Annotated in this window: 17 protein-coding genes; 13 read left to right on the top strand and 4 right to left on the bottom strand. The window is 70.9% G+C overall.

Annotation, left to right across the window (positions count from 1 at the left end):
* Window positions 1–44 precede the first annotated feature (44 nt).
* Together purN and purH are read left to right on the top strand one after the other, a co-directional pair.
* Window positions 45–683 (top strand): phosphoribosylglycinamide formyltransferase, encoded by a 639-nt coding sequence (gene purN / locus FBY35_RS13885; RefSeq protein ID WP_142214108.1) that lies wholly within the window; start codon window positions 45–47, stop codon window positions 681–683.
* Window positions 670–2,223 carry a bifunctional phosphoribosylaminoimidazolecarboxamide formyltransferase/IMP cyclohydrolase gene (gene purH / locus FBY35_RS13880; protein ID WP_142214107.1) on the top strand — a complete coding sequence of 518 codons (1,554 nt, stop codon included), beginning with the start codon at window positions 670–672 and terminating at the stop codon, window positions 2,221–2,223. Before purN ends, purH begins: the two co-directional genes overlap by 14 nt.
* Window positions 2,224–2,301: 78 nt before the next feature.
* Here the strand turns inward: purH and FBY35_RS13875 are convergent, their stop codons facing one another.
* Window positions 2,302–2,925, bottom strand: coding sequence for a hypothetical protein (locus FBY35_RS13875; protein ID WP_142214106.1), 624 nt, complete (start codon window positions 2,923–2,925; stop codon window positions 2,302–2,304).
* A 261-nt stretch (window positions 2,926–3,186) separates the two neighbouring features.
* Here FBY35_RS13875 and FBY35_RS13870 point away from each other — a divergent pair, with 261 nt between their 5' ends.
* The 10 genes from FBY35_RS13870 (at window position 3,187) to FBY35_RS13825 (ending at window position 15,226) form a co-directional block, all read left to right on the top strand.
* On the top strand, window positions 3,187–4,053 hold the full coding sequence (locus FBY35_RS13870) for a bifunctional methylenetetrahydrofolate dehydrogenase/methenyltetrahydrofolate cyclohydrolase (protein ID WP_142214105.1): 867 nt from the start codon (window positions 3,187–3,189) through the stop codon (window positions 4,051–4,053).
* A gap of 23 nt (window positions 4,054–4,076) precedes the next feature.
* Window positions 4,077–4,772 carry a DUF3017 domain-containing protein gene (locus FBY35_RS13865; RefSeq protein ID WP_260848610.1) on the top strand — a complete coding sequence of 232 codons (696 nt, stop codon included), beginning with the start codon at window positions 4,077–4,079 and terminating at the stop codon, window positions 4,770–4,772.
* A 391-nt stretch (window positions 4,773–5,163) separates the two neighbouring features.
* Entirely contained in the window at window positions 5,164–6,261 is a 1,098-nt protein-coding gene (locus FBY35_RS13860) for an XRE family transcriptional regulator (RefSeq protein ID WP_142214104.1), read from the top strand.
* A gap of 152 nt (window positions 6,262–6,413) precedes the next feature.
* Window positions 6,414–7,403, top strand: coding sequence for a malate dehydrogenase (locus FBY35_RS13855; protein WP_142214103.1), 990 nt, complete (start codon window positions 6,414–6,416; stop codon window positions 7,401–7,403).
* Between the two features lie 239 nt (window positions 7,404–7,642).
* Complete coding sequence (locus tag FBY35_RS13850; protein ID WP_142214102.1) at window positions 7,643–9,181, top strand: aldehyde dehydrogenase family protein; 1,539 nt, start codon at window positions 7,643–7,645, stop codon at window positions 9,179–9,181.
* A 16-nt stretch (window positions 9,182–9,197) separates the two neighbouring features.
* Window positions 9,198–10,733 carry a GMC family oxidoreductase gene (locus FBY35_RS13845; RefSeq protein WP_142214101.1) on the top strand — a complete coding sequence of 512 codons (1,536 nt, stop codon included), beginning with the start codon at window positions 9,198–9,200 and terminating at the stop codon, window positions 10,731–10,733.
* The gene (locus FBY35_RS13840; RefSeq protein ID WP_142214100.1) at window positions 10,730–11,911 is read left to right on the top strand and encodes a glycine betaine/L-proline ABC transporter ATP-binding protein; all 1,182 of its coding nucleotides are present in this window, start codon (window positions 10,730–10,732) and stop codon (window positions 11,909–11,911) included. The genes FBY35_RS13845 and FBY35_RS13840 overlap by 4 nt, the downstream gene beginning before the upstream one ends.
* Window positions 11,908–13,857, top strand: a complete 1,950-nt coding sequence (locus tag FBY35_RS13835) for an ABC transporter permease subunit (RefSeq protein WP_142214099.1) — start codon at window positions 11,908–11,910, stop codon at window positions 13,855–13,857. The genes FBY35_RS13840 and FBY35_RS13835 overlap by 4 nt, the downstream gene beginning before the upstream one ends.
* 28 nt (window positions 13,858–13,885) lie before the next feature.
* On the top strand, window positions 13,886–14,839 hold the full coding sequence (locus FBY35_RS13830) for an ABC transporter substrate-binding protein (protein ID WP_142214098.1): 954 nt from the start codon (window positions 13,886–13,888) through the stop codon (window positions 14,837–14,839).
* A 63-nt stretch (window positions 14,840–14,902) separates the two neighbouring features.
* Window positions 14,903–15,226, top strand: coding sequence for a hypothetical protein (locus tag FBY35_RS13825; protein ID WP_142214097.1), 324 nt, complete (start codon window positions 14,903–14,905; stop codon window positions 15,224–15,226).
* Window positions 15,227–15,301: 75 nt separating this feature from the next.
* Here the strand turns inward: FBY35_RS13825 and FBY35_RS13820 are convergent, their stop codons facing one another.
* Together FBY35_RS13820 and FBY35_RS13815 are read right to left on the bottom strand one after the other, a co-directional pair.
* Window positions 15,302–16,033 carry an isocitrate lyase/phosphoenolpyruvate mutase family protein gene (locus tag FBY35_RS13820; protein ID WP_142214096.1) on the bottom strand — a complete coding sequence of 244 codons (732 nt, stop codon included), beginning with the start codon at window positions 16,031–16,033 and terminating at the stop codon, window positions 15,302–15,304.
* A 35-nt stretch (window positions 16,034–16,068) separates the two neighbouring features.
* On the bottom strand, window positions 16,069–16,569 hold the full coding sequence (locus FBY35_RS13815) for a carboxymuconolactone decarboxylase family protein (RefSeq protein WP_142214095.1): 501 nt from the start codon (window positions 16,567–16,569) through the stop codon (window positions 16,069–16,071).
* 47 nt (window positions 16,570–16,616) lie between these two features.
* Here FBY35_RS13815 and FBY35_RS13810 point away from each other — a divergent pair, with 47 nt between their 5' ends.
* Window positions 16,617–18,017, top strand: a complete 1,401-nt coding sequence (locus FBY35_RS13810) for a PLP-dependent aminotransferase family protein (RefSeq protein ID WP_142214094.1) — start codon at window positions 16,617–16,619, stop codon at window positions 18,015–18,017.
* A gap of 50 nt (window positions 18,018–18,067) precedes the next feature.
* Here the strand turns inward: FBY35_RS13810 and FBY35_RS13805 are convergent, their stop codons facing one another.
* Window positions 18,068–18,925, bottom strand: a complete 858-nt coding sequence (locus FBY35_RS13805; protein WP_142215059.1) for a hypothetical protein — start codon at window positions 18,923–18,925, stop codon at window positions 18,068–18,070.
* Window positions 18,926–18,935 lie beyond the last annotated feature (10 nt).

Raw genomic sequence — 18,935 nt, 5'->3', positions numbered from 1 at the left:
CGAACAGCAAGCGAAACAGCACACACGCGAGAAAGAGACCCGCCGTGGCCTCCCCGCCCCCCTCCGCCCGACCGGCCCGCCTCGTGGTTCTGGTCTCCGGATCCGGTACGAATCTGCAGGCCCTCCTCGACGCCATCGCCGAGGATCCGCGGGGCTTCGGCGCCCGCGTCGTCGCCGTCGGGGCCGACCGGGAGAAGATCGCCGGTCTTGAGCGCGCCGAGCGTGCCGGACTGCCCACGTTCGTGTGCAAGGTGAAGGACTACGAGACCCGTGAGGCGTGGGATCTCGCGCTGGCGGAGGCCACTGCCGCCTACGAACCGGACCTGGTCGTCTCGGCCGGATTCATGAAGATCGTGGGCAAGGAGTTCCTCGCCCGCTTCGGCGGACGGTTCGTCAACACGCATCCCGCCCTGCTGCCCAGCTTCCCCGGAGCCCACGGCGTGCGCGAAGCGCTCGCGTACGGCGCGAAGGTCACCGGGTGCACCGTCCACTTCGTCGACGACGGCGTCGACACGGGACCGATCATCGCGCAGGGCGTGGTGGAGGTCCGGGACGAGGACGACGAAGCCGCTCTTCACGAGCGCATCAAGGAAGTCGAGCGTCAGCTGCTCGTCGAGGTCGTGGGGCGTCTGGCCCGTAACGGCTACCGCATTGAGGGACGAAAGGTTCATGTCGGTGAATAAGCCCATCCGTCGCGCGCTGGTCAGTGTCTACGACAAAACAGGGCTGGAGGAGCTCGCCCGCGGGCTCCACGAGGCCGGCGTCGAGCTGGTCTCGACCGGCTCCACCGCCGCGAAGATCGCCGCGGCCGCCGTGCCGGTCACCAAGGTCGAGGAGCTCACCGGCTTCCCCGAGTGCCTGGACGGCCGGGTCAAGACGCTGCACCCGCGCGTGCACGCCGGCATCCTCGCCGATCTGCGCCTCGAGTCGCACCGCGAGCAGCTCGCCGAGCTGGGCGTCGAGCCCTTCGACCTCGTGGTGGTGAACCTGTACCCCTTCCGGGAGACCGTCGCTTCGGGAGCCACCCCCGACGAGTGCGTCGAGCAGATCGACATCGGCGGCCCGTCGATGGTCCGCGCCTCCGCCAAGAACCACCCGTCCGTAGCGGTCGTCACCAGCCCCGCGCGGTACAAGGACGTTCTCGCCGCGGTGCAGGAGGGCGGCTTCGACCTGGCCGCCCGCAAGCGCCTGGCCGCCGAGGCCTTCCAGCACACCGCCGCGTACGACGTGGCCGTCGCCTCCTGGTTCGCGAGCTCCTACGCGCCGGCCGACGAGTCCGGCTTCCCCGACTTCCTCGGTGCCACCTGGGAGCGCGAGAACGTCCTGCGCTACGGCGAGAACCCGCACCAGGGCGCCGCGCTCTACGTCAGCGGCAACGGCGGCCTCGCCGAGGCCGAGCAGCTGCACGGCAAGGAGATGTCGTACAACAACTACACGGACACGGACGCCGCCCGCCGTGCCGCGTACGACCACGCCGAGCCCTGCGTCGCGATCATCAAGCACGCCAACCCGTGCGGTATCGCGGTCGGCGCGGACGTCGCCGAGGCGCACCGCAAGGCGCACGCCTGCGACCCGCTGTCCGCGTTCGGCGGAGTGATCGCGGTCAACCGTCCGGTCTCCAAGGAGATGGCGGAGCAGGTCGCGGAGATCTTCACCGAGGTCATCGTCGCCCCCGGCTACGAGGACGGCGCGGTCGAGATCCTCGCCCGCAAGAAGAACATCCGGGTGCTGCGCGCCCAGGGCGCCCCGGCGAACCCGGTCGAGCTCAAGCCGATCGACGGCGGCGCGCTGCTCCAGGTCACCGATCGCCTCCAGGCCGAGGGCGACGACCCGGCCAACTGGACGCTCGCGACCGGCGAGGCGCTGACCGCCGGCGAGCTGGCCGAGCTCGCCTTCGCGTGGAGGGCCTGCCGCGCGGTGAAGTCCAATGCGATCCTGCTCGCGAAGGGCCGTGCGTCGGTCGGCGTCGGCATGGGCCAGGTCAACCGCGTCGACTCGGCGAAGCTCGCGGTCGAACGCGCCGGCGAGGAGCGGGCCCGGGGCTCGTACGCGGCCTCGGACGCGTTCTTCCCGTTCCCGGACGGCCTGGAGATCCTGACCGCGGCGGGCGTCAAGGCCGTGGTGCAGCCCGGCGGTTCGGTACGGGACGAGCTGGTGATCGAGGCGGCGAAGAAGGCGGGCGTGACGATGTACTTCACGGGGACGCGGCACTTCTTCCACTGACTCGACCCGACCTGAACGGCAGAAGGCCGTAAACCCCGCCCGTCGGCGGGGTTTACGGCCTTCTCGCTGTCAAAGGGCTCAGCGCTGTGCGCGGTTGAACCACTCGCCGCCGTCGGACTTGCCGACGAACACGGTGATGAGGATCGCGAGAGTGGTGTGCACCAGGCCCACGACGACGAACGGGTAGAGGCCCAGGACCGCCGTGATGATGCCGAAGACCATCGTGGTGACGCGGATGCCGTTGCCGCCGCTGCTGAACTTGGCGCCGAGCACAATGGCGAGGACGCCCCAGGCCAGGATCAGGAAGGCGATGGCCCACACCGCGCCGACAGACAAGTCGGCGACCTGCTGGAACTGCACGTCGTCCTTGAGGGCCGGGTCGTCCTTGGCCTTGGCGACGCCCACGGCGGCCAGCGCGCCGAAGATCGCGCCGAGCACCTGGAGGCCCGCGATGACGAAGAGCATCACGCGGGCTGCCTTCACACCGCCCGGCATCTCGGTGGGGCCGGTCGCGTAACCGCCGCCGTACGGCTGGACGGGCGGGGCCTGCGGGTAGCCGTAACCGGGCTGGCCCTGCGGCTGGCCGTAGCCCGGCTGACCACCCTGGGGCTGACCGTAAGGCTGGCCGCCCTGAGGCTGGCCGTAGCCCGGCTGGCCGCCCTGGGGCTGGCCGTAGGGGTTGTTCGGGTCGCCGAAGCTCATGGCGGGTTTCCTCCGTTGAAAGTGCGGGGACGACGCGGTCCGAGCGGAGGAACGTCACAAGTTCAGCGGTTTGCCCCCCAACACTGCCGCGGCACTGCGCGGATCATCGTGGTATTCACGTCGACATTTTGTCCAGTCGACAGCCCAAGGTGTTGTGCAAGTGCAACCTCTCCTCTGTTTGCCGGGCAGGAGGGGCGCGTGCGGCCACCGGAACGAGGGCCGAATTGGAACCGGGGCGGGTCCATCCGCGAGGATGGGTCCATGACTGCCCAGATTCTCGATGGCAAGGCCACCGCAGCCGCGATCAAGTCCGACCTGACCGCCCGCGTGGCGGCCCTCAAGGAGCGGGGCATCACGCCCGGCCTCGGGACGCTGCTGGTCGGGGACGACCCCGGCAGCCGCTGGTACGTCAACGGCAAGCACCGCGACTGCGCGCAGGTAGGCATCGCCTCCATCCAGCGCGAACTGCCGGACACCGCCTCGCAGGAGGAGATCGAGGCGGTCGTCCGTGAGCTCAACGACAACCCCGAGTGCACCGGCTACATCGTCCAGCTCCCGCTGCCCAAGCACATCGACACCAACAAGGTGCTCGAGCTGATGGACCCGGCCAAGGACGCGGACGGGCTGCACCCGATGAGCCTCGGGCGCCTCGTGCTGGGCATCGAGGGGCCGCTGCCGTGCACGCCGAACGGCATCATCCAGCTGCTCCGTCACCACGGCGTCGAGATCAAGGGCGCGCACATCGTGGTCCTGGGCCGCGGCATCACCGTGGGCCGCTCCCTGCCGCTGCTGCTGACCCGGAAGTCCGAGAACGCGACGGTGACGCAGTGCCACACCGGCACGCGCGATCTGCCCATGCATCTGCGGCAGGCCGACATCATCGTGTCGGCGGCCGGTGTGCAGCACATCATCAAGCCCGAGGACGTCAAGCCGGGGGCCGCGGTCCTCGACGTCGGCGTCAGCCGTGACGCGGAAGGCAAGATCGCCGGAGACGTGCACCCGGGCGTCGCGGAGGTCGCGGGCTGGATCTCGCCGAACCCGGGCGGAGTGGGCCCGATGACCCGCGCGCAGCTGCTGGTCAATGTCGTCGAGGCGGCCGAGCGCGCGGCTGTCGCCGTCGAGGGCTGAGCAGGATCGGGAGGGCTGGGCCCATGGGCGTACTCACGAACGACGAATCCGAGCCGGTGGGCGGGGCGGCGGGCGCGGCCCCCGGGACCGGGCGCCCCGGCGAGGGCGAGCCTGCCCCGGACCTGGCTGCCGCGGCCGTCCTGGCGGACGCGGTCCACCCGCGGCCCGCGGCTGAGGACGCCGACTCGGACGACTCCGCCGGTAGGCGCCCGGGCAGCGGCACCGGCCCCGGCGACTCCGACAGGAGGGCAGAGGCCCGGGCCACCGATGCGCCGGACGCCGAGACCCGTACGGAACCCCAGGCCGAGCCCGCCGTCAGAGCCCCCTCCCGGCGGCCGCCGGCCCTCACCCAGGACACCGCCCGGCCCGAGGGCGGCGGGCGCGCCGCGCCCGGGGACGCTTCCGCTCCCGCGCGGCAGTGGCCCCTGCTCACCGTGCTCGCCCTGGCCGGGCTGGGGCTCGTCGTCGTCGGCACCGACGCCTTCGCCGACGCCTTCCGTGTCGGCACGATCCTCATCGGTGCCGCGCTCATCACGGGCGCCGTCATGCGCCGGGTCCTGCCCTCGGTCGGGATGCTCGCCGTGCGCTCCCGCTTCACCGACATGGTCACGTACGGACTGCTCGGCACGGGGATCGTGCTGATCGCGCTCGTCACCCAGCCGAAGCCCTGGCTGGACATCCCGTTCCTGGAGGACGCGGTCCACTTCACGGTGCGTTAGGACGCCCCCTGGCAGCTCGCGTTCGGCGCACGCAAACATCGACGGCGCCCGTCCTCTCCCCCGAGGGAGGACGGGCGCCGTCGTGTTCAAGAGTCATGGACGCGCCAATCATGGACAAGGGACGCCAGTGGCCTGTGGCACGGAAGTGACCGTTCCGCCACGGTGTGATCGTTCCGCAACGGATGGGAGACTGTGTCCTGCAGCCGGGGCGAGCGCACAACGGGGCGCGCCGACCGTCCCCGATGCCCCCGTGCACGCCGATAACAGGAACTGACATCCTGGCCCTGCGCATCCCAGTGGGCAGTCCGGTACACGGACTCCCGAGGGACACCGCGGGGGGTCGGGAGCGCGGGGCACATCAAGCACGTTCGGGGGACAAGGGGGGAAGTACATGCCTCGTTGGAAGGCACTGCCGGAGGAGCTGGACCCGCAGGTCAAGGAGTTCACCAGTCAGCTGCGCCGACTGGTGGACCGCAGCGGGCTGGGCATCGCCGCGGTGGCGGACCGCACCGGGTACAGCAAGACGTCCTGGGAGCGGTACCTCAACGGGCGGCTGCTCGCGCCCAAGGGCGCGATCGTCGCGCTCGCCGAGGTGACCGGTACGAACCAGATGCATCTGACCACCATGTGGGAGCTCGCCGAGCGCGCCTGGAGCCGGGCCGAGATGCGTCACGACATGACGATGGAAGCGATACGGATCTCCCAGGCGCGGGCCGCGCTCGGGGAGTTCGGCCCTGCGCCGGCGGGCGCCGCGAGCGGCCGCGCGGGCGGCCGCACGGCCGCACCCGCGGACCCGGGAAGCGGCAATGAACCGGACGGCGTGCGCCGGGATCCGGGCGGCGTGCATTCCGGCCGTCCCGCGGCGGGCAGCCGGGACAAGGCGCCGCAGAGTCCGTCGTACGTACCGACGCAGAACGGACCGGGCTCGCCCGGCGGACCGGGCTCCCCGTCCGCGGCGGGATCCATTCCCACCGCCCCCGGCCAGCGGGGCGGCAGGCGCAAGGTGGTCATGATCCTGGCCGGTCTCGTCGGCGCGCTGCTGGTGATCGCCGCGGCCGTGCTCCTGACCGACCTGGGCGGGGACGGCGACAAGAAGCCCGTGGCCTCGCCCCCCACTGTCGCCCCGACGACGAGCAGCCCGCCGCTGCCCGCCGGAGTGAAGTGCACCGGCAAGGACTGCACCGGGCAGGACCCCGAGGCGATGGGCTGCGGTGGCCAATTGGCCAAAACCGTCTCCTCCGCGACCGTCGGCAAGGCCCTCGTCGAGGTGCGCTACAGCAAGACCTGCCAGGCGGCCTGGGCCCGTATCACCAAGGCGGCTCCCGGCGACACGGTGCAGATCAGTGCGGGCGGCGAGGGAGCGCAGAACGGCCTGGTGAACGCCGACAACGACGCGTACACCCCGATGACCGCTGTGACCGCGCCGGCCGACGCGAAGGCCTGCGCGACGCTCAAGACGGGCGTCAACGGCTGCACCAGGCCACAGTGATCCGTGCCACAAGGGGGCGTAGGTTGGCGGTGTCCGGGGTCGGATAGCCTGACCGCTGGATATCTCTTCATGTCGAGACACTGATCGATCAGGGGAGATGTCCAGCAACAGGGGCAAAGACCCCTACCGCCAGCTGTCTTACGGAGATCGCCATGACCCGCACTCCCGTCAACGTCACCGTGACCGGCGCGGCCGGCCAGATCGGCTACGCGCTGCTCTTCCGCATCGCCTCCGGCCACCTGCTCGGCGCGGATGTGCCGGTCAAGCTGCGTCTGCTCGAAATCCCGCAGGGCCTCAAGGCCGCCGAGGGCACCGCGATGGAGCTTGACGACTGCGCCTTCCCGCTGCTGCGCGGGATCGAGATCACCGACGACCCGAACGTCGCCTTCGACGGCGCCAACGTCGCGCTGCTCGTCGGCGCCCGCCCGCGCACCAAGGGCATGGAGCGCGGCGACCTTCTCTCCGCCAACGGCGGCATCTTCAAGCCGCAGGGCAAGGCCATCAACGACAACGCGGCCGACGACATCAAGGTCCTCGTCGTCGGCAACCCGGCCAACACCAACGCGCTCATCGCTCAGGCCGCGGCTCCGGACGTACCGGCCGAGCGCTTCACCGCGATGACCCGCCTGGACCACAACCGCGCCATCTCGCAGCTCGCGAAGAAGACCGGCGCCGCCGTCACCGACATCAACCGCCTCACCATCTGGGGCAACCACTCGGCGACGCAGTACCCCGACATCTTCCACGCCACGGTCGGCGGCAAGAACGCCGCCGAGGTCGTGGGTGACGAGAAGTGGCTGGCCGAGGAGTTCATCCCGACCGTCGCCAAGCGCGGCGCCGCGATCATCGAGGCCCGCGGAGCGTCCTCCGCCGCCTCGGCCGCGAACGCCGCGATCGACCACGTCCACACCTGGGTCAACGGCACCGCGGACGGCGAGTGGACCTCGATGGGCATCCCGTCGGACGGCTCGTACGGCGTCCCGGAGGGCCTGATCTCCTCGTTCCCGGTCACCACGAAGGGCGGCACGTACGAGATCGTCCAGGGCCTGGACATCAACGACTTCTCGCGTGCGCGCATCGACGCGTCGGTGAAGGAGCTCGAGGAGGAGCGCGCGGCGGTCCGCGAACTCGGCCTGATCTGATCCGTCTCCGTACGGGCTCGAACGCCCCCGGCAGCCAATCGGCTGCCGGGGGCGTTCTGCCTGCACCACCTCGCCGCCGGGCGGTGCGTGCGCACCGATGCCAAGGGCCCCGGCACGGCGCGCGCCGGCTCGTGGCGTAGGTGCTGAATAAGTGACACCCGCCACTTTCGGTTACCCGTTGCGCATGCTTCCCCCGCCCAGGGGCAGGCGCCCCGTCCGCTGGTCCACACCGGCGAGGAATGAATCGGAACGGGAAGGCAAAACGCGACGTGTCGGCACAACAGACCATCCACGTGGGCGGAGAGTGGCGTGCGGCCGCTTCCGGCGCCGCGCGCGAGATACTCGACCCCGCTGACGCGACCGTGTTCGCCTCCGTCGCGGAAGGCGGGGCGAAGGACGCTGACGCCGCGGTCGCCGCCGCGCGTACCGCGTTCGACCAGGGCGAATGGCCCCGGACGCCGGTGGCCGAACGGGCCGCCGTGCTCAGGCGCGTCGCGGATCTGCTGCAACGGAACCGGGAAGCCCTCGGGCAGCTGGAGAGCCGGGACGCCGGGAAGACCGTCGAGGAAGGCCGCATCGACGTCGACTGCGTCAGCGACGCCTTCCGCTACTTCGCCGACCTCGTCATGAATGAGAGTGGCGGCAGGGTGGTGGATGCCGGTTCGACGGACGTTCACAGCACCGTGGTGCATGAACCCGTCGGGGTCTGTGCCCTCATCACGCCGTGGAACTACCCACTCCTTCAAGCGAGTTGGAAGATTGCCCCGGCGCTGGCCGCGGGCAACACTTTTGTGATCAAGCCGAGCGAGATCACTCCGCTGACGACCGTCGAGCTGATCCAGCTGCTTGAGGAGGCGGGGCTGCCCGCCGGTGTGGCGAACATCGTGACCGGCCCGGGCGACACCGTCGGGGCCCGGCTCGCCGAGCATCCCGATGTGGATCTGGTGTCCTTCACCGGCGGGCTCACCAGCGGTACGAAGGTCATGCGCGCCGCCGCCGACAGCGTCAAGAAGGTCGCCCTCGAACTCGGCGGGAAGAACCCGAACGTCGTCTTCGCGGATGCCTGCGACAGCGACGACGGCTTCGACACCGCCGTCGACCAGGCGCTGAACGCCGCATTCATCCACAGCGGGCAGGTCTGCTCAGCCGGCTCCCGGCTCATCATCGAGGAGTCCCTGCGCGAGCGCTTCGTCGGTGAGCTCGCCCGCCGGGCCGAGGGGATCCGTCTCGGACGCGGCACCGACGAGGGTGTCGAGTGCGGTCCTCTCGTATCCGCGCGGCAGCTCGCCAGGACCGAGGACTACGTGGCCTCCGCCCTCGCCGATGGCGCGGTGCTGCGGTCCGGCGGGCTGCGGCCCGACGGGGACGAGTACGCCGGGGGGTACTTCTACCGGCCCACCGTCCTCGACCAGTGCCACCGCGGCATGCGCGTCGTCCGCGAAGAGATCTTCGGGCCCGTCCTGACTGTGGAGACCTTCCGCACCGAGGACGAGGCCGTCGCCCTCGCCAACGACACCGAGTACGGGCTGGCGGGCGCGGTGTGGACCTCCGACCCGGGGCGGGCGCGGCGCGTCGCCGGGCGGCTGCGGCACGGGACCGTCTGGATCAACGACTTTCACCCCTACCTCCCGCAGGCGGAGTGGGGCGGCTTCGGGAAGAGCGGCATCGGGCGCGAGCTGGGTCCCGCCGGTCTCGCCGAGTACCGCGAGGCCAAGCACATCTACCAGAACCTCGCCCCGCGCCCCGTGCGCTGGTTCAAGGGCATGAGCCAGGGCTGAGTTGGAGAACGAACACATGACCACGTACGACTATGTCGTCGTCGGAGGTGGCACCGCCGGTTCGGTGATCGCATCCCGGCTCACCGAGAACCCCGACGTCACCGTCGCCGTCATCGAGGGCGGGCCGAGCGACGTCGGCCGGGACGACGTGCTGACCCTGCGGCGCTGGATGGGCCTGCTCGGCGGCGAACTCGACTACGACTACCCCACCACCGAGCAGCCGCGCGGCAACTCCCACATCCGGCACAGCCGCGCCCGTGTCCTCGGCGGCTGCTCCTCCCACAACACCCTCATCGCCTTCAGGCCACTGCCGTCCGACTGGGACGAGTGGGCCGCCGCCGGGGCCGAGGGCTGGGACGCGGCCGCCATGGACCCGTACTTCGACCGGTTGCGGAACAACATCGTCACGGTCGACGAGGCGGACCGTAACGCCATCGCCCGCGACTTCGTCGACGCCGCCCACAGCGCCCTCTCCGTCCCGCGCGTCGAGGGCTTCAACAACAAGCCCTTCCACGAAGGCGTGGGTTTCTTCGACCTCGCGTACCACCCGGAGAACAACAAGCGGTCCTCCGCCTCGGTCGCGTATCTCCACCCCTTCCTCGACCGCCCGAACCTCCATATCGCCCTGGAGACCTGGGCGTACCGGCTGGAGCTCGAGGGCACCCGGGCGACCGGCGTGCATGTGCGGACCAAGGACGGCGAGGAGCGGGTCGTCCGTGCGCGGCGCGAAGTCCTCGTCTGCGCGGGCGCGGTGGACACCCCGCGGCTGCTGCTGCACTCCGGTATCGGACCGCGCGGCGACCTGGAGGCTCTCGGCATCCCGGTCGTGCACGATCTGCCCGGCGTCGGCGAGAACCTGCTCGACCATCCGGAGTCGGTGATCGTCTGGGAGACGCACGGACCGATCCCCGAGAACTCGGCGATGGACAGCGACGCCGGTCTGTTCCTGCGGCGCGATCCGGACGCTGAGGGGCCGGACCTGATGTTCCACTTCTACCAAATCCCGTTCACCGACAACCCGGAGCGGCTCGGCTACGAGCGGCCGGCGCACGGGGTGTCGATGACGCCGAACATCCCCAAGCCGCGCAGCCGCGGCCGGCTGTATCTGACCAGCGCGGATCCGGAGGTCAAGCCCGCGCTGGACTTCCGGTACTTCACGGACGAGGACGACTACGACGGCCGGACGCTGGTTGACGGGATCAAGACCGCCCGCGAGATCGCCAAGGCCCAACCGCTCGCCGGCTGGCTCAAGCGGGAGGTCTGCCCGGGGCCCGAGGTCACCTCCGACGAGGCGATCAGCGCGTACGCGCGCAAGGTCGCGCACACCGTGTACCACCCCGCCGGCACCTGCCGGATGGGGGCTCGCGGCGATGAACTCGCCGTGGTGGAGCCGGACCTGAGGATCCGGGGGCTCTACGGCATCCGCATCGCCGATGCGTCCGTCTTCCCGACCATGCCCGCCGTGAACCCGATGATCGGGGTCCTGATGGTGGGAGAGAAATGCGCCGAGCTGCTTGCGGCGGCGTCCGACGAGAGGGGTGAACTCCGATGAAGTCCGAAGCAGTGGACAAGACCGCGAACGTGACCGTGAACGAGACGGCGAACGAGACGGCGAACGAGACGGCGAACGACGACGTGGCCGCGGCCGTGACCAAGAAGGCCGCCGCCGACAGTGCGCCGCCCGTCTTCTCCGTACGTGACCTGTGGAAGGTCTTCGGCCCGAAGGCGGGGCGCATCCCCGGCGACGCCGAACTCGGCGCGCTCGGCCCGGCCGAACTGCGCGCCCGTACCGGCTGCACCGCCGCCGTGCGCGATGTCTCCTTCGATGTGCACAAGGGCGAGGTCTTCGTCGTCATGGGCCTCTCCGGCTCCGGCAAGTCGACCCTCGTACGCTGTCTGACCCGGCTCATCGAGCCGACGTCCGGGGCGATCGCCATCGACGGCGAGGACGTCCTGTCCATGGACACGGCGCGGCTGCGTGAACTGCGCCGCCGCAGGGCGTCCATGGTTTTCCAGCACTTCGGCCTGCTGCCGCACCGTTCGGTGCTCGACAACGTCGCGTACGGCCTGGAGATCCAGGGCCTCGGCAGGGCCGCGCGCCGGGCCAAGGCGGCCGAAGTCGTCGCCAAGGTCGGGCTCGAAGGACTCGAACACCGCCGGCCGGGCCAGCTGTCCGGCGGTCAGCAGCAGCGTGTCGGGCTCGCCCGCGCGCTCGCCGTCGACCCCGAAGTGCTGCTCTTCGACGAGCCGTTCAGCGCGCTCGACCCGCTGATCCGGCGCGACATGCAGGAGGAGGTCATCCGGCTGCACCGCGAGGAGGGCCGGACGATGGTCTTCATCACGCACGATCTGAGCGAGGCGCTGAAGCTGGGCGACCGTATCGCGCTGATGCGGGACGGGCGGATCGTGCAGCTGGGCACGCCGGAGGAGATCGTCGCCTCGCCCGCCGACGACTATGTACGGGACTTCGTCCGCGATGTGCCCCGCGAGCAGGTCATGACCGTGCGCACCGCGATGCGCCCGGCCGAAGGCGGCGAGGCGGACTCGGGACCGGCGATCGCTCCCGACGCGACGGTCTTCGAGGCGATCGAGGCGGTGGCCCGCACGGGTTCCCCGGCCCGGGTCATGGAGGCCGGCCGCTGCGTGGGCGTCGTGGACCACGCGGGTCTGCTGAACGTGGTCGCCGGCCTGGACCGCGGCGCGCATACCGACGCGGCGGTGGTCGCATGACGGCCGTCGCCACCGCCCCCACCAAGGAAACGCCTGCACTGCGCGCTCTCCTGAAGAACCGCGTCCAGCGCAAGCTGCTGGCGCTGTCCGTCGCCGCGCTGGTGCTCGTACCGCTCGGTATCGCCCTGTGGGGCAGCGGCAGTTGGCCCACCGGGCTGACCGTCGACGTCTCGGGTCCCCTCGATGACGCCAACCAGTGGGTCATCGACAACCGCGACACCCACCCCCTGTTCCTCTACTTCCTGCTTCACCTCTCCAACACCGCCACCGACGCGGTCGACGCCGTCTACGGCTTCCTGGACTCGATGGGCTGGCTGGGCGTCCTGGCCGCCGGGGTGCTGTTCGCCTGGCGGGCCGCCGGGCTCGGGCGGCGCGGGATCAAGGTGGCGGCGACCGCGTTCGGGGCGTTCGCCGTCTGCGGGCTGCTCGGGATGTGGGACGCCACGCTCATCACCATCGCGCTGATGGTGGTCTCCGTCGCGGTCGCCGCCCTGCTGGGCGTGCTGATCGGGCTCGCGGCCGGGCTCTTTGGGCGCGTCGACCGGGCGCTGCGGCCCGTGCTCGACACCATGCAGGTCCTGCCCGCGTTCGCGTATCTGCTGCCGTTCGTGCTGGTCTTCGGCACCGGCACGCCTGCCGCGCTGTTCTGCACCGTCATCTATGCCGCCCCGCCCATGGCCCGCCTCACCGCGCTCGGGCTGCGCGGCGCCGATCCGGCCGTGCTGGAGGCCTCCGCGTCGCTCGGTGCGAGCGGCTGGCAGCGTCTGCGGACCGCGCGGCTCCCGCTCGCCCGCAAACAGATGCTGCTGGGCCTCAACCAGACGATCATGATGGCGCTCTCGATGGTCGTCATCGCGGCTCTCGTCGGGGCCGGCGGTCTGGGCGAAGCGGTGTACTCGGCGCTGTCCACGGTCGACGTCGGCAAGGCGCTCGCCGCGGGTGTCCCGATCGTGCTGATCGCGGTCTGGCTGGACCGTACGACGGCGGCCGCGGGCGACCGTATCGGCGAAAGCACGCCCGGTGGCGGGCTGCTGCACGGCCGCTCGGCCTGGGCCCTGGTGCTCGGGGGTGTCGTGGCCGCCGCGGCCGCCGGTCTCGCCCTCGGCAGGACATGGCCTCAGGGCTGGACGTACGACATCTCCTCGCCCGTCAACAAGGCGCAGGAGTGGATCACCGAGAACCTCACCTTCACCGAGATCCTGTCCCGCGAGTTCACCCTCTGGATCCTCAACCCCCTGCGCGACGCCCTGGTCTGGCTCCCCTGGTGGTCGCTCCTGCTGCTCGTCGCGGCCGTCGCCTGGCTGGTCGGCACCTGGGCCACCGCGCTCACCGCCACTCTGTCGATGGGTGCGATCGGTGTCCTCGGGGTGTGGGGGAAGTCCCTCGACACGCTCTCGCAGGTGCTCGCGGCGCTCGTGCTCACGCTGGCGCTCGGTGTGCTGGCCGGCATCTTCTGCGCGCGGGCCGGGAGGCTCGAACGCTGGCTGCGGCCGGTACTCGACGCGATGCAGACGATGCCGCAGTTCGTGTATCTCATCCCGGTGGTGGCGCTGTTCGGTGTCACCCGCGCCTCGGCGATCATCGCGGCCGTCGTGTACGCGCTGCCCGCCGTCGTGCGCATCACGACCCAGGGCCTGCGCGAGGTCGACCCGGCCGCACTGGAGGCCTCCCGCTCGCTGGGCGCTTCGACCCGCCAGCAACTCCTCCAGGTCCAGCTGCCCCTGGCCCGCCCCGCCCTGCAACTGGCCGTCAACCAGGGCGTCGTGCTGGTGCTGGCCGTGGTCGTCGTCGGCGGCCTGGTCGGCGGCGGTGCCCTCGGCTACGACGTCGTCAAGGGCCTGTCCCGGGGCGAGATGGGCCTCGGCATGACCGCCGGAGTCGCGATCGTCTGCCTGGGACTCGTACTGGACCGGATCACGCAGCCCGCCACCCGCAAGACCGGCTGAACCTCTTTCCCTCAGTAACAGGAGCACCATGCGCATCGTTCGTACCACCACCGCTGTCATCGGCGCCCTTGGCGTCCTCACCCTCAGCGCCTGCGGCGCCGCGGAGACCGGTAAGAAGGACGCGGTCGGCGGCGACAAGACCGTGAAGCTGACCGTCCCCTCCTGGGTCGGCGCCCAGGCCAACACCGCCGTCGCCGCGCACATCCTGAAGAACGAGCTGGGCTACACCGTCAAGACCCAGCAGATGGGCGAGGTCCTCGCGTGGGACGCCCTCTCCAAGGGCGACATAGACGCGATCATGGAGGACTGGGGTCACCCGAAGGAGGAGAAGCAGTACGTCACGACGAAGAAGACCGTCGTCAAGGGCGGCGACCTCGGCGTGACCGGGCACATCGGCTGGTTCGTGCCGAAGTACTTCGCGGACAAGCACCCCGACGTCACGGACTACAAGAACCTCAACAAGTACGCCAAGGACTTCAAGACCGGCGAGAGCGGCGACAAGGGCGAGATCCTGGAGGGCTCCCCGGACTACGTCACCAATGACGACGCGCTCATCAATAATCTCAAGCTGAATCTGAAGACCAACTACTCGGGTTCCGAGGCCGCGCAGATCACCGCGATCAAGAAGTACGCGAAGGAGCAGAAGCCCTTCCTGACGTACTGGTGGACCCCGCAGTGGCTGAACGAGCAGGTCGACATGGTCGAGGTCAAGCTGCCGGAGTACAAGACGGGCTGTGACGCGGACCCGAAGAAGATCGCGTGCGCGTACCCGAACACGCCGCTGCAGAAGTACTTCAACGCGGACTTCGCCAAGAACGGCGGGAAGGCGGCGGAGTTCCTGAAGAACTTCAAGTGGACGACCGAGCAGCAGAACCAGGTCGCCCTGATGATCGCGGGCGAGAAGATGTCGCCGGAGGCGGCGGCCGAGAAGTGGGTCAAGGAGAACGAGGCGACGTGGAAGGCGTGGCTCCCGAAGAAGTGACGTGAGCTCTGTTTTCGCTCAACTCGCTTGAGTGAGCGGGGGTTCGGGACAGAGGATCCGTACATGCTCTTCGGATCCGGTAAACGCGAACTCTCCGTACTCGTTCTGCGTGACGCGGACGGCATTGCCGATGCCGTCCGCGCCGCGCTGTCCACGGCCGGCCCGGAGGAACGCCCCGGCCTGGAGCGTGCCGCGGCCATCATCGCCGAGGCCGCGGACGCCTCCGCCGCCGAACTGCGCGGCCGGTGGGTGCGTCAGCGGCTCGATGCGGCGGGCATCAAGGGCCCGGCGGACTCGGTCACCGCGATCAAGGCCCTGCGCCAGGCGGAGCCGACGCTGAGCCTGTGGGCGGCGGTGAGCCTCGCGAGGGACGCGGAGGCGGGGTAAGGGGGGCTTCGCCTCCAAGCCGTAGGGGAGGGCGGGCAGGGGAAAGGCCCGCAGCAGGCGCCCCGGGGCCTGCCACTAGCTCGCGCGACCCCCGCGCAGCTCGTCCGCGAGTTTCCGGACCGCCGCCATCGCCTGCCTCTGCAGATACGGCCCGAACGTGATCCGCGTCGCCCCCAACCGCCCAAGTTCCCCGATCCCCGGGCTGCCCGGCAGCGGCGCGACGTTGATCGGGACGTCGATCTCCTTGCGCAGCAGGGGAAGTTGCTCCGGCGGCGCCGCGAAGGGATAGACGCAGTCCGCCCCGGCCGCCGCATACAGCCGCGCCCGAGTGATCGCCTCCGCCGGGTCGCTCACTTGGCGCAGGAAAGAGTCGACCCGGGCATTGAGGAACACGCGGTCGCCCGCCTCCGCGCGGACCTCGGCGAGCCAGTCGGCGTGGCGCCGGGGGTCCTTGAGCGTCCTGGTCCGGGAGTCGGAGTCCTCCAGGTTGCAGCCGACGGCACCGGAGTCGAGGAGCCGGGCGACCAGTTCCTTCGGGGGAAGGCCGTAGCCGTCCTCGATGTCCGCGGAGACGGGGATGTTCACCACGCGGGTGATCCGGGCGACGGCCGCGAACATCTCGTCGGCCGGGGTGTGCCCGTCCTCGTAGCCGAGGGATGCCGCTACTGCGGCGCTCGGTGTCGCGAGCGCAGGGAAGCCCGCCTCCGCGAAGACCAGAGCGCCGGCCGCGTCCCACGGTCCCGGCAGGACGAGGGGATCGCCGGGCGCGCGGTCGTGGTGGAGGGAACGGAAGGTGTCAACCGTCATTTCGATACCCCGGTCTGGTCGGTTTTCGTACGCGGTCAGTGCTTGTACTGGCCGGGCGTGTAGTGCCCGGGGACCATGCGCGCGCTCACGCCGAAGCGGTTCCATGCGTTGATGACGGTGATCGCCGAGATCAGCTGCGCGAGTTCCGTCTCCTCGAAGTGCTCGGCGGCCTTCTCGTACACCTCGTCCGGCACGAAGCCGTCCGTCAGCACGGTGACGGCCTCCGTCAGCTCGATCGCCGCGATCTCCTTGGGGGTGTAGAAGTGCCGGGACTCCTCCCACGCGCCGAGCTGGATGATCCGCTCCACCGACTCGCCCGCCGCGAGCGCGTCCTTGGTGTGCATGTCCAGGCAGAACGCGCAGTGGTTGATCTGCGAGGCGCGGATCCTGACCAGTTCGAGGAGGACCGGGTCGAGGCCCTGCCGGGCGGCCGCGTCCAGCGCGACCATAGCCTTGTAGACCTCGGGGGAGAGCTTCGCCCAGGGCAGGCGGGGGGTGTGCTCGGGGGCGCGGGACGTGTTCTCGTTCGGCGTCATACGTACGACGCTAGTGCTTGTGTGGCGCAGGCGTATGGTCCATCTTCATGATGGATTCCTGGGCCACTTTCGGCGCCGACCTGCATCTCGAACTGCGGGGGTCCGGGCTGCGCGCGGGACTCATGGATGCCCTGCGGGAGGCCGTGCGCACGGGAAGGCTGGCCCCTGGGACGCGGCTGCCGTCCTCCCGTTCGCTCGCCGCCGACCTCGGGATCGCCCGTAATACGGTGGCCGACGCGTACGCCGAGCTCGTCGCCGAGGGATGGCTCACCGCGCAGCAGGGCTCGGGCACACGCGTCGCCCGGCGGGCCGCGCCGAGGAAGTCGGCGGCGGGGACGGTACGGGCCGGGCCGGCCCGAGGCGGACCGCAGTACAGCCTGATGGCCGGCAGCCCCGACCTCGCCTCCTTCCCCCGCGCCGAATGGCTGAAGGCGGCCCGCCGCGCGCTGACCGCGGCGCCGCGCGACGCCTTCGGATACGGGGAGGTCCGCGGGCGCATCGAGCTGCGGACCGTGCTGGCCGACTATCTGGCGCGGGCGCGCGGCGTGTACGCGGATCCCGAGCGGATCGTGATCTGCTCCGGCTTCGTCCACGGGCTGATGCTGATGGGAAAGGTGCTCAGACGGCGACGGGTGCGAGAGGTGGCCGTCGAGTCGTACGGGCTGGACATGCACTGGAATCTGCTGACCGAGGCGGGACTGCGCATGCCCGCGCTCCCGTACGACGAACTGGGCACCTGCACCCACGAGTTGGGTGCCCTGCGCGGAGCGGGTGCGGTGCTGCTGACACCGGCGCACCAGTTCCCGATGGGCGTCGCGCTGCACCCCGACCGGCGGGCGGCCGCCGTCGACTGGGCGCGGGGGAGCGGCGGGGTGATCCTGGAGGACGACTACGACGGGGAGTTCCGCTACGACCGCCAGCCGGTGGGCGCACTCCAGGGACTCGACCCGGACCGGGTGGTCTACCTGGGCACGACGAGCAAATCGCTCGCCCCGGGGCTGCGGCTCGCCTGGATGGTGCTGCCCGAGGCACTGGTGGGCGAGGTACTGGAGGCGAAGGGCTTTGCCGACTGGGTCTGCAGTACGCCGGACCAGCTGACGCTCGCGGAGTTCATCGCGTCCGGCGCGTACGACCGTCATGTGCGGGGGATGCGGCTGCGCTACCGCAGAAGGCGCGACCAGCTCGTCGCCGCGCTGGCCGAGCGGGCGCCGGACATCCGGGTCAGCGGGATCGCGGCGGGGCTCCACGCGGTTCTCGAACTCCCGCCGGGTACAGAACAGCCGGTGATCCGGGCGGCGGCGTGGCAGAACCTTGCGGTGGCGGGGGTCTCCCGCTTTCGCCACCAGGACGCGCCGCGGGGGAGGGATGCGCTGGTGGTGGGCTACGGCACGCCGCCGGACAGCGCCTGGACGGGCGCGCTGGACGCGCTCTGCCGCGCTCTGCCGTGACGCGCCCGCCGGGGCTCGGCCCCGGACAGCCCGGCGCGGGCGAGCCCGGCTCAGGCCTCCCGAGCCGCCGTCTCCTCCTCCGTCCGCTCCGGCGCCGGCGGCTCACCGAACCGTGCCAGTGCCAGCGCACCCACCACCGCCACCGCGAACCCCGTGATCCCCAGCCACGCCAGCCCCTCCCGGGTCCGGTCGCCCAGCCACACCACCCCCACCAGCGCCGGGCCGATCGTCTCGCCGAGCACCATGCCCGCCGTGGCGGTCGTCACGGAACCGCGCTGCAGCGCAGAGGTGAGCAGCAGAAACGCCGCACCGCCGCCCACCAGCAGCGCGTACAGCGCCGGATTGGCCAGTACGCCCGGCAGCGCGAGCGAGTCGATCAGGCGGACCGAGACCTCGACCACGCCGAAGCCGAAGCCCGCGCCGAGGCCGAGTACCAGGGCCCGGGACTTGTCGGGGAGGCGGCCCGCCGCCGCGCCGACGAGGAGCACGGCGATCGCGACGCCGAGCATCGACCAGCGCAGCGCGTCCGTCCCGGCGCGGTCGCCCTCTTCGCCTGAGGCCAGGCCCAGCATCGCCAGACCGGCGCAGACCGCCGCCACCGCCGCCCATTCGATCCCGCTGAGGCGGACGTGGAGCAGCCGGGAGGCGACGACGGCGGTGACCGCCAGGCTGGCCGCGAGCGCCGCGCCGACCGCGTAGATGGGGATGGAGAGCAGGGCGACGATCTGGAGAACGAAACCCAGACCGTCCAGGCCGAGTCCGGCGATGTACCGCCACTGGCGCAGCGAGCGCAGCAGCAGCCCCGGGTCGACCCCCGAGCCGGTGCCCGGCTCGGCGGCGCGGGCGGCCATCGCCTGGAGAACCGAGGCCGTGCCGTAGCAGACCGCTGAACCGAGCGCGCAGATCATCCCCAAGAGC

This window comes from Streptomyces sp. SLBN-118, assembly GCF_006715635.1.
Classification (GTDB): domain Bacteria; phylum Actinomycetota; class Actinomycetes; order Streptomycetales; family Streptomycetaceae; genus Streptomyces.
This window is presented reverse-complemented; position numbering and strand designations above follow the sequence as displayed.

Coding starts and splice junctions, on each gene's coding strand:
- FBY35_RS13805 (WP_142215059.1), bottom strand. CDS start 18,925: ATGATCTGCGCGCTCGGTTCAGCGGTCTGCTACGGCACGGCCTCGGTT.
- FBY35_RS13850 (WP_142214102.1), top strand. CDS start 7,643: ATGAATCGGAACGGGAAGGCAAAACGCGACGTGTCGGCACAACAGACC.
- FBY35_RS13815 (WP_142214095.1), bottom strand. CDS start 16,569: ATGACGCCGAACGAGAACACGTCCCGCGCCCCCGAGCACACCCCCCGC.
- FBY35_RS13865 (WP_260848610.1), top strand. CDS start 4,077: ATGGGCGTACTCACGAACGACGAATCCGAGCCGGTGGGCGGGGCGGCG.
- FBY35_RS13870 (WP_142214105.1), top strand. CDS start 3,187: ATGACTGCCCAGATTCTCGATGGCAAGGCCACCGCAGCCGCGATCAAG.
- FBY35_RS13810 (WP_142214094.1), top strand. CDS start 16,617: ATGATGGATTCCTGGGCCACTTTCGGCGCCGACCTGCATCTCGAACTG.
- FBY35_RS13825 (WP_142214097.1), top strand. CDS start 14,903: ATGCTCTTCGGATCCGGTAAACGCGAACTCTCCGTACTCGTTCTGCGT.
- purH (WP_142214107.1), top strand. CDS start 670: ATGTCGGTGAATAAGCCCATCCGTCGCGCGCTGGTCAGTGTCTACGAC.
- FBY35_RS13840 (WP_142214100.1), top strand. CDS start 10,730: ATGAAGTCCGAAGCAGTGGACAAGACCGCGAACGTGACCGTGAACGAG.
- FBY35_RS13875 (WP_142214106.1), bottom strand. CDS start 2,925: ATGAGCTTCGGCGACCCGAACAACCCCTACGGCCAGCCCCAGGGCGGC.
- FBY35_RS13835 (WP_142214099.1), top strand. CDS start 11,908: ATGACGGCCGTCGCCACCGCCCCCACCAAGGAAACGCCTGCACTGCGC.
- FBY35_RS13830 (WP_142214098.1), top strand. CDS start 13,886: ATGCGCATCGTTCGTACCACCACCGCTGTCATCGGCGCCCTTGGCGTC.
- FBY35_RS13845 (WP_142214101.1), top strand. CDS start 9,198: ATGACCACGTACGACTATGTCGTCGTCGGAGGTGGCACCGCCGGTTCG.
- FBY35_RS13860 (WP_142214104.1), top strand. CDS start 5,164: ATGCCTCGTTGGAAGGCACTGCCGGAGGAGCTGGACCCGCAGGTCAAG.
- FBY35_RS13820 (WP_142214096.1), bottom strand. CDS start 16,033: ATGACGGTTGACACCTTCCGTTCCCTCCACCACGACCGCGCGCCCGGC.
- FBY35_RS13855 (WP_142214103.1), top strand. CDS start 6,414: ATGACCCGCACTCCCGTCAACGTCACCGTGACCGGCGCGGCCGGCCAG.